This window comes from uncultured Maricaulis sp. (assembly GCF_947259345.1).
GTDB lineage: Bacteria > Pseudomonadota > Alphaproteobacteria > Caulobacterales > Maricaulaceae > Maricaulis.
Map to the genome: position 1 here is coordinate 23,360 of NZ_CAMYLS010000031.1, position 9,927 is coordinate 33,286.

The following is a 9,927-nucleotide window of genomic DNA, read 5'->3' on the forward strand; positions in this document are numbered from 1 at the left end:
GACCCGATAGAGGGGAGAGACAGATGACCATGAAACGCTTGGGACAGGCCGCGATCGGCCTCCTTCTCACCAGCCTGGCCGGCCAGGCCGCAGCCCAGTCCATCATCCTTTATGAGGACTCCAATTATCGTGGCCGCGAAGTCCGGGTCACCGGCGATGTCCGCAATCTCGACTCGGTCCGCTTCAATGACCGCGCCTCCTCTTTCCGCATCGTGTCCGGGCAGTGGGAATTGTGCCAGCATGACGATTATAACGGCACCTGCGAAATTCATGGCTCGGACCAGGCCTCCATGGGCCGGATGAACGACCAGCTGACATCGCTGCGTCCGGTGGCTGCCGGTCGTCCCGGGCGTCCGGGCGGCGGGCGTGGCAGCCCCTCCCTCACCTTTTATTCCGGTCCCAACTATACCGGTCGTTCGGTTGTCGTGACCACGAGCACGCCTGATTTCTCGCGGATCGGCTTCAACGACCAGGCGCGCTCGGTCCGCCATAGCGGTCGCGGTGACTGGGTTGCCTGCCAACACGCCAATTTTGACGGCGCCTGCATGGTTATCGACGGCGACATCGCCAATATAGGCGGCGGCATGGCTGGCGAGATCAGTTCGGCAGAACCGGATTATGCCGGTCGCCCCAGACGTCCAGGTCGCCCCGGTGGTGGTGGTGAATGGCCGCGCTCCGGCGTCTTCCTCTATGACGGCGTCAATTTCGAAGGCCAGCGCGTCGCGGTCGATGCCGACATCTCCAACCTGTCCCGCATGGGCTTCAATGACCGGGCCGACAGCCTGATCGTGGCGCGCGGCGAGAGCTGGATCATCTGTGATGATGAAGGGTTCACCGACAGTTGCCAGCGCGTCGAGGGCGAAGTGCGGGATCTGACCAGTCTGGGCCTGCGCAATCGCCTGACCTCACTGCGTCGTGTCGATGACAGCTGGGGTGGCCCTGGTGGCGGCTATCCCGGTGGACCGCGCGCCGATATCCGCGGCGGGGTCCGCGGCGTCGACAGCCTCTTCTTCCCGCGCCCGGAGATCAATGGCTATGCCGTTGACCGCTGCCTCGGCGGATACGGCGCGCGCTGCGACCAGCAAGCGGCCGACCGCATGTGCCAGGCTGCCGGCCTGCGCCGGGCCGAACATTTCAGCGTGGACCGCTATAATCGCGCCCGAACCTGGTATCTGGAACAGAACCGGGCCTGCACCTCCGGGCAATGCGGCGCCCTCGTCGACGTGCTCTGCACGGACTGATCCGGCGCAAGCCTGAACGAATGCGCCGCCCCGGCCTACGGGGCGGCGTTTTTCGTGCCGGATTTTGCGGTTTCGCGGCATGTGGCTGTTGGGTCAGACGTCGATTTGCCCTATATTAGTTTCATATGAAACTAACTCGGACCCTCATCTGACCGGAGCCCATCCATGCCTGTGAATGATCCCGTCGTTGCAGAACAGGACCCAGCGGCCGATTTTACCATCGACCAGAAGTGGGACCGCTATTCATCCGAGGAGCACGCCATCTGGACCACGCTCTACGAGCGCCAGATGAAAGTCCTCAAGGGCCGCGCGGCCCCGGAGCATTTCGCCGGACTGGAAATGCTCAATCTGAATGAGGGTGGCATCCCCGATTTCCGGCGCGTCAATGAGAAGCTGGAAAAACTGACCGGGTGGACGGTCGTGACCGTTCCCGGCCTCATCCCCGAACGGGATTTCTACGAACACCTCGCCAATCGCCGCTTCGTTTCCGGTCGTTTCATCCGCGATGGTGAAAAGCTCGACTATCTGCCCGAGCCCGACATCTTTCATGATGTCTTCGGCCATGTCCCCCTGCTCACCCAACCGGTCTTTGCCGATTATATGCAGGCCTACGGACAGGGCGGTTTGCGCTCGCTGGAGTTTGACGCCATCAAGCACATGGCGCGGCTGTACTGGTATACGGTGGAATTCGGCCTGATCAACACGCCGGAGGGACGCCGCATCTACGGCGCCGGCATCGTCTCCTCGCGCGCAGAATCCATCTTCAGCCTGGAGGCTCGGTCACCCAACCGGATCCATTTCGACCTCGAGCGGATCATGCGGACGGATTATCGCTATGATGATTTCCAGCAGAGCTATTTCGTCATTGACAGCTATGACGAGCTGATGGAAGCGACATACGCCGATTTCGCGCCCATCTATGAACGCCTGCCTGACCAGCCGGAATACAAACCATCCGATGTCGCCGAAGGCGACAAGGTCTATACACGCGGAAGCCAGGAATATGCGATGGCGGGCGGACTGACCGGCAAGGCCGAAGCGGTCTGAGGACGCGGTCTGCTCAGGCCAAGCTCGGGCTGACCCGCCCGTCCCCGGTCTCGGCCAGAATTATCGTTCCGGTCTTGGCGAGCGCCTCGACCAGCTTGTCGCGAGACACCGGTTTGACGATATAAAAGGTCGCACCCGCAGCACGGCATTTTTCTTCCATCTCGGGATTGCGCGCGCCGGAATAGACGCCGATCGCTCCACCACCGAGGACGGGCTGGGTGTCGCCGATGAAGGCGAGTGCATCGCCACCGGCCAGGCTCAGGTCACACAGGACAAGCACGGGACCGGCGTCGCGGGACCGCAAATGCTCGATCGCGTCTTCTGGGCGCGTGAAGCCGTTGAACTCGAAGTCAACGCCAGCATCTTCGAGATCCGCCTTGAACAGAAAATGCTCGTCCGGATCATCATCAACCAGAATGACCGGCACAGGCCTGACGTGCGACAACACTTCCCTCCCCCGAGTTCGAAGGCGGCAAACTATCACGAAAAACCCGTTTGGATAGGGCGTTGGAGAATAGGATTATTCTGAACGCAGACGGGTGGGTCAGGCCCGCTGGAACGGGTAGAAATCCCCGCCCAGCCCCAGAATTCCGGTCAGCCCATCCAGGGCTGCGCGCGATTCTGTCATCAGAGCCGGATCACCCAGGTCATCAGGCGCGAGGCGATCCCGATAATGCTTGTTCGCCCAAGCGGTCAGCTCGCTGAAGAGCGCATCCGTCATCAGCGCCGCTGGTGTCACGGCGGCGAGTTCATCATCGGTCAGCGCGACCCGCAAGCGCAAGCAGGCCGGCCCGCCGCCGTTTCGCATGGATTGGCGGACATCGACATATTCAACCCGGCCGATCGGTCCATTGCCGTCGACCATCGAGGCACAATAGGCACGGGTGGTCTCGGTCTCTTCGGTCTCCTTCGGCGCGATCAGTGCCAGGCGGCCCTCGCCCGGCCATTCTAGGAGTTGTGAGTTGAAGAGATAACTGGTGATGGCATCGCCGATCGGGACCTCGGCTTCGGGAACTTCCACGAAAACAGGCTCGAACAGGCCATCCGCGGCGCGGCGAATAGCGTCCAGAGCGCCGGCCCGATCCTCGAAGGCGAGCTCGTGGAAGAAGAGGGTGGTCCGGGTACCGACGCACACCACATCATTGTGAAAAGCCCCGGCATCAATCGCGTCCTGCGATTGGCGCAGGAAGACACAGCGGGCCGGGTCCAGCCCGTGTGACCGCGCAACGGCCTGACAGGCTTCCAGTGTCTGGCGTGCCGGAAAAGCGCCCGACCAGTTCTCACCGGCCGTCCGGCCATAGACGAAGATCTCGACACCCTCACCGCCCTGCTCCGCACAGAGACGAACGTGATTGGCGGCGCCCTCATCGGCAAAATCAGCCTGCATGGGGAGTGGATCATGGACCGCAAAACGGTCCGTGTCGGCGAACGCCCAGGACAGGCTGCGCTGGGTCTGGCGTCCCTCGATGGAGCGGTGCAACGTGGTCAGGAGGTTGGCCGGCGTGAAATGCAGACGCGCATCGGCCGTATCGGCAGACGGCGACACCGTCGCGGCATTGGCCGCCCACATCGGCGAGGCCGAGCTGGCCTTCCGGACCAGACCCGGCGCCTGCTTCCAGGCCGCCTCCAGGACAGCGGAATCGCTGCCGGAGAAACCGGCGCGGCGAAGCATGGGCAGGAAGGGACGCTCATGCGGTGGCAGGAGCCCCTGTACCAGACCGGCATCCGCAAGGCGCTTCATCTTGGTCAGGCCTTCCAGCACGCCTTCGCGCGGCGAGGAAACAAGCCCCTGATTGCGGGCACTGGCCAGATTGCCGTCCGACAGACCGCCATAATTGTGGGTCGGCCCGATCAGTCCGTCGAAATTCGCCTCGCGCGCCACCATGATCAATCCACCCCTTTGACAGCCATCCGCTCCGGCGTCCGGGCGGCCTGTGTGGCCACCGGATAGGCGCAATAGTCCGCAGCATAATAGGCACTCGGGCGCAGATTTCCGGACTGGCCGGGGCCGCCGAACGGCATGTTCGAGGCGGCGCCGCAGGTCGGCCGGTTCCAGTTCACGATGCCGGCGCGGCTTTCCACCCAGAAGCGCTCCCACAGCTCTTCACTGTCCGACACGAGGCCGGACGACAGGCCATAAGCCGTGTCATTGGCCGCCGCGACCGCGGCTTCGAAACTGCCCACACGCGTGACCTGGATCAGCGGGCCGAAGACTTCCTCATCGGGCACGTCCACGCCGGTGACATCAAGCAGGCCGGGACGCAGGAAGGCGTCGCCGAGTTCCGGGACGCGTGAGATTTCCAGCAAAGGCTTGGCCCCACGTCCCACCAGATCGGCCTGGGCATCGAGCACGCCCTGGGCAGCGCGCGCCGAGACGAGCGGGCCGATAAAGGGTTCTTCCTCGGCATCCCAGCGACCAACTGAAAGCTGGCCGGCAATCCGGATGATGGCTTCGATCACGGCCTCGCCGAACGCGCCTTCGGGAAGGATTAGGCGACGGGCGCAGGAGCAGCGCTGACCGGCTGTCACATAGGCCGATTGGACGGCGATGCGGGCAGCCGCTTCGGCATCCTCGGCATCCCAGACCACAAGTGGGTTATTGCCGCCCATTTCCAGCGCCAGCTGGATGCCGGGTCGGCCGGCGAATTTCTCGTGAATGAATTTGCCCGTGCCCCAGGACCCGGTGAAGAGAACACCGTCCAACTCGGTATTGTCCAAAGCCGCTGCGCCGGTTTCCCGCGCGCCCTGCACCAGGTTGAGCACGCCGGCCGGGAGACCGGCATCCTCCCAGGCCTTGGCCATGAACGCACCCACAGCAGGCGTCAGCTCGGAGGGCTTGAACACGATCGTATTGCCGGCCAGCAGGGCCGGAACGATATGACCGTTGGGCAGGTGTCCGGGGAAGTTATAGGGACCCAACACGAACATCACGCCCAAGGGTTTGTGCGCCAGCGCGGCATAGCCAAAGGCGGTGTCGGTCGATTGCTCACCGGTGCGCTCGGCATAGGCCGCCTTGGAAATCGCGACCTTGCCGATCATCGCACCAGCCTCCGCCAGACCTTCCCAGCGCGGCTTGCCGGTTTCGCGGGAAATCAGCTCGCCAAGCTCGGCCTTGTGCGTCTCGAGATAAGCCTGGTAGGCCTCAACAATGGCGACACGTTCCGGATAAAGACTTCGCCCCCATGCCGGAAATGCCGCCCGCGCTGCCTTGAACGCGGCATCGACTTCGCCCGGCGTCGCAGCCTTGCCCGACCACACGACGCTGTCATCGGCCGGATTGTGTGAGACAAGGTCCGCGCCGCTGCCGTCGCGCCATTCGCCGTTGATGAAAGTCATGATGCTATCCCTTGCGTCGCCAGAAGCGGGCGCGATCACCTTCGCGCAGGTCGAGTGCCTGCATCGTGTCGTAGGACACGCCCACAATGTCACCATCATCCACAACCTGCGCCAGGCAGGTCCGGAAATCCTCGAAACGGTCGGTCGAGAGGATGCCCTCGGCACCGCCGCTCGTTGTCGCGGCCCGCACTGTCACTTCGCGGCTTTCGCGCAGGGTGCGGATATTCTCGGTCCAGTTCGACACCAGCGGGCCACCGTCGAAAATATCGACATAGCGGTCATAGTGGAAACCTTCCCATTTGAGCAGGTTGAGGGCGCCCTGCCCGTCCTTGTGCGTCTTGCCGATCACGGCCCGGGCGGCTTCCGGCAGGAGGTCGACATAAATGAGGTGCTGCGGCCCCAGGTCGAGAATGAACTGGTTGTCAGTGGCCGCCGAGAGGCGGTCCGCATCATCGAAATCCATGCGGAAGAACGGGCGCGAGACATGATCGAAAAAGGGCGAAGACCCGTCATCGTGAACGACGCCCCGCAGCTCGGCGAGGACTTTTTCGCCAAAGCGCTGTGGCCCGGCCGCGATCAGCAAATAGCGAGACTGGGCGACCAGACGCCCGGCGCCGGTGCCACGCCCGGCCTCGGACACGAAGAGGGTCCCGACTTCCGACGCGCCGGCGAAATCATTGACCAGCAACATGGCATCCATGTCGAAGCGGCGATCCGCTTCCGTGGAATGCTGGGCCAGCGTCATGATCTTGAAATCCCAATAGGGCTTTGAGACACCGACCATCGCCTTCACCGCCGAGCAGCCGACAATGCGCCCCGTCCCGGTGTCTTCCAGCATCAACTGGTAGGTATCTTCGGTCTGCCGGTCACCGGGCCCGGAAAAGGCGCTCTCGGATTTGGCGAGGCGCGCCTCGAGCACTTCGGGGGGCACAGCCAGGGAGGTAAAGCCGGTCCCGGCCTCCTCGGCGAGACGCACCAAAGCGTCAAGGTCCGACCGTTTGGCCGCACGTACGATCAGCATGATCCCTCCCGATCCGTCTTCAGTCCTGGCGCTTTGCCAAGGCTCGCGCTTCGCGCGCATCAAATTGACCCTGCGCGAACTTCATCAGCATGATGGCCGACAATTTGGCGCGCTCGGCAAAGCTGGACAGTTTGACGATCTCGCGGTCGGAATGAATGTCCGCCCCGCGCACGCCCAGCGTATCAACATTGGGGCAACCGGCGGCCCACAGATTATTGCCCTCGCAGACACCACCCGTGTCCTGCCAGCGAATGTCGAGACCGAGCGCGGAACCGGCCGCCTTCGTCCATTCGAACATTTTTGCGTTCGCCGGCGACATCGGCTTGGGCGGACGGGTAAATCCGCCATGCAATTCGGCCTCAATCCCGTCGCGGACCCGGATCTCGTCGACCAGGCGTTCCAGCTCGGCCTCGACCCAGATGCGGTCATTTTCGGTTTTGACCCGCACATTGAAGCGGGCAACCGCATTGTCGGGGACCACATTGGGCGGGCCACCGCCATCGATGCGGGCCAGGTTGAAAGTGACATCCTCGCGCTTGCCGTTGAGCGCATCCAGACCGAGCCCGAACTGGCAGGCCGCCGCCAGGGCATTGCGACCGAGATGATGCTCACGCCCGGCATGGGCGGCGCGGCCGGAGACTTTCAAGGACCAATTGCCAGACCCCTTGCGAGCACCGGCCAGCGAGCCATCGGCCAGCGCCGGCTCATAGGTCATGCCGATATCGGCACCCGCGCCGAGTTCGGCGATAATCGACCCGGAGCCGAGCGAGCCGATCTCCTCGTCCGGACTGATCAGGACATCAATGCCGATCTCGTCTTTCCAGGGCGAGCGCTCCAGGCCGAGAATTCCGTGCAGCATGACCAGGATGCCGCCCTTCATGTCCGCAACCCCGGGACCGTTCAGCGTGTCGGCATCCCAGAGTTCAGTGGACTGGAAATGGCTGCCGGCCGGAAACACCGTGTCGTGGTGACCGGTCATGACGATGCGGATCGGCGCTTGGGGGCGGATCCGGCAATGGAAGGATGGTGTAAAAGCCTGTTCACGGACCGTGCCGTCCGGATCGACCACCGTGGTTGGCGGCAACTCGATCGCGCTGATCTCGCCACCGGTCTCGGCAAAGGCTTTTTCCAGCTCCGCGCGCATGGCTTCAAGGCCATCGGCATTTCGGCTGCCGGAATTGATCGCTGACCAGGCCTTGACCGTTTCGATCATGCCCTCGGCCCGCGTATCGATCCAGTCGAGTACGGCGCGTTCGTCCGGATTGAGGTCCAGTTTGTCGTGCATGAGCCAGTGATAGCCGTTTAAACGGAAGCGTCCACCCCCGGCCGACAGGTTGTGTCGGCCGGGGTACATGGTCGCGTTATCAGGCGTGCTGCAGCGCCTGTTCGAGATCGGCAATCAGGTCGTCCGGGTTCTCGATACCCACCGAGATCCGCACCAGACCGTCCGAGAAACCCTGGCGCTTGCGCAGCTCCGGATCGACACCGCGGTGCGTGGTCGAGCCCGGGTGGCAGATCAGGGTTTCCGTACCGCCCAGGCTGACGGCCAGCTTCATGACCTGAAGGGCATTGAGCATGCGGAAGGCCGCCTTTTCATCGGCCAGATCGAAGGCGAAGGTCGAGCCCGCCATCGATGACTGGGCGTGGAAGACATCGCCGTCGCGGGTGCCCTTTTCGAGGAAACCGAGATAACGGACCCGGCTGACCTTGGGATGGTCGCGGAGATATTCAGCCACCTTGCGGGCGCCCAGCGCTGCCGCTTCCATGCGGATCTTCACGGTCTCCAGCGAACGCAGCAGCATCCAGCAGGTATGCGGGTCGAGATTCGTCCCGAGATAACCACGCAGACCGCGAATCTGGGCCATGGCTTCAGACGTCCCCGATGCCGAGCCGGCAATCAGATCGGAATGGCCCCCGATATATTTGGTCAGCGAGTAGACAACGACATCGGCACCCAGAGCCAACGGTGCCTGGCCGACCGGGCCGAGGAAGGTGTTGTCGACGACGATCCAGGGACGCTTGCCCTGTTTTTCGGCGATCATGTCGGCGATCCGGCGGCACGCCTGCAGATCGACGAGGTCATTGGTCGGGTTGGTCGGTGTTTCGGTATAGATGACCGAGACTTCGCCTTCGGCCATCGCGGCGGTCGCCGCATCGCGAAGCTCGTCTTCACGGGCTCCCGCGAAGAAGTCGACCGACTTAATGCCGTAATGCGGCAGGAATTTTCGGATCAGGCTCTCCGTGCCGCCATAGAGCGGCGTCGACTGTAGGATGACCGAACCGCTATGAGCCAGGCCCATCAGGGTCGTCGAGATGGCGGCCATGCCGGAGGAGAAGACGGCGGCCTCATCGGCGCCGTCATAAAGGGCGAGACGGTCCTCGAGGACTTCCATGTTCGGATTGTTGAAGCGGGAATACATCAGCCCCGCCTGTTCCGGATCACCCTCTTCGGCCTGGCCCAGCGAGACACGGAAGAAGGCCGCGCCATCCTCGGCCGTGGCGAAGGCAAATGTCGAGGTCAGGAATACCGGCGGCTTGATCGACATTTCCGAGAGCTTGGGATCATAGCCATAGCTCATCATCTGGGTTTCAGGGCTCAGCTTGTGCCCGGCGACTTCGCGCTTGCGATAGGATTTGTCCGGCTTGCTCATCATGGTTCTCCCGACGCTTGACGGCCTGTTTGCCGCAAAGGGTTTCCGCCGGTTTGAACCGGCCAATCGGGCGGGTCAAGCCTGCCCTCAGCAGAGCGGAAAAACCGCCCAATCATGCCCCGAAACAGATAGATTGGCGCACTAATCTTCCAAACGGAGCCACAGCACAAAAAAATGCGGCCCGGTGACAAACACCGGGCCGCATCTTGTTCAGCAATCACATCGACGCTTAGTCGAGAATGATGACCACTTCCGTACGACGGTTCAGCGGCTCGCGGACACCGTCAGCGGTTGCGACGGCATTGCGGGTCTCACCGAAGGCTTCCATCGAGATGGAGCTCGCCGGAACGCCAAGGCGAACCAGTTCCTCACGGACAACGCGGGCACGGCGCTCGGACAGACCCACATTGTAGGAGGCTGCACCGGAACGGTCCGTAAAGCCGGCGACCGTCACGCGAGTGACGTCACAGGAACCACGCTGGTTGGCTGCCTGAGCGATAACCGCACGTGCCTGGTCTGTGAGCGAAGAGCTGTCCCACTCGAAATAGACCGGGAAGCTGACATCGTCACACGCCGGCGGAGGCGGAGGCGGAGGCGGCGGAGGCGGAGGCGGCGGAGGCGGCGGCGGGGG

General features: G+C 63.1%; 9 protein-coding genes. 2 read left to right on the forward strand and 7 right to left on the reverse strand.

Translation table 11 applies throughout. The features are described 5' to 3' along the window. Window positions 1-23: 23 nt before the first annotated feature. Window positions 24-1,241 carry a beta/gamma crystallin-related protein gene (locus tag Q0X62_RS14465; RefSeq protein WP_297737361.1) on the forward strand — a complete coding sequence of 406 codons (1,218 nt, stop codon included), beginning with the start codon at window positions 24-26 and terminating at the stop codon, window positions 1,239-1,241. A 165-nt stretch (window positions 1,242-1,406) separates the two neighbouring features. Then, window positions 1,407-2,288: a phenylalanine 4-monooxygenase gene (phhA, locus tag Q0X62_RS14470; protein WP_297737364.1), complete on the forward strand. Its 882-nt coding sequence runs from the start codon at window positions 1,407-1,409 to the stop codon at window positions 2,286-2,288. Window positions 2,289-2,301: 13 nt separating this feature from the next. On the opposite strand, the gene Q0X62_RS14475 is transcribed toward phhA, so the two are convergent. The 7 genes from Q0X62_RS14475 to Q0X62_RS14505 form a co-directional block, all read right to left on the reverse strand. Beyond that, window positions 2,302-2,733, reverse strand: a complete 432-nt coding sequence (locus Q0X62_RS14475) for a response regulator (RefSeq protein WP_297737367.1) — start codon at window positions 2,731-2,733, stop codon at window positions 2,302-2,304. 99 nt (window positions 2,734-2,832) lie between these two features. Further along, on the reverse strand, window positions 2,833-4,176 hold the full coding sequence (astB, locus tag Q0X62_RS14480) for an N-succinylarginine dihydrolase (RefSeq protein ID WP_366946173.1): 1,344 nt from the start codon (window positions 4,174-4,176) through the stop codon (window positions 2,833-2,835). Continuing rightward, window positions 4,176-5,624: a succinylglutamate-semialdehyde dehydrogenase gene (gene astD / locus Q0X62_RS14485; protein ID WP_297737372.1), complete on the reverse strand. Its 1,449-nt coding sequence runs from the start codon at window positions 5,622-5,624 to the stop codon at window positions 4,176-4,178. The genes astB and astD overlap by 1 nt, the downstream gene beginning before the upstream one ends. A 4-nt stretch (window positions 5,625-5,628) precedes the next feature. Further along, window positions 5,629-6,645 (reverse strand): arginine N-succinyltransferase, encoded by a 1,017-nt coding sequence (locus tag Q0X62_RS14490; RefSeq protein ID WP_297737374.1) that lies wholly within the window; start codon window positions 6,643-6,645, stop codon window positions 5,629-5,631. Between the two features lie 19 nt (window positions 6,646-6,664). After that, window positions 6,665-7,930, reverse strand: a complete 1,266-nt coding sequence (locus tag Q0X62_RS14495; RefSeq protein WP_297737377.1) for a hydrolase — start codon at window positions 7,928-7,930, stop codon at window positions 6,665-6,667. Between the two features lie 79 nt (window positions 7,931-8,009). After that, window positions 8,010-9,296 (reverse strand): cystathionine gamma-synthase family protein, encoded by a 1,287-nt coding sequence (locus Q0X62_RS14500; RefSeq protein ID WP_297737380.1) that lies wholly within the window; start codon window positions 9,294-9,296, stop codon window positions 8,010-8,012. A 229-nt stretch (window positions 9,297-9,525) separates the two neighbouring features. Further along, on the reverse strand, window positions 9,526-9,927 hold a 402-nt coding region (locus tag Q0X62_RS14505), incomplete at its 5' end, for an OmpA family protein (protein ID WP_297737383.1).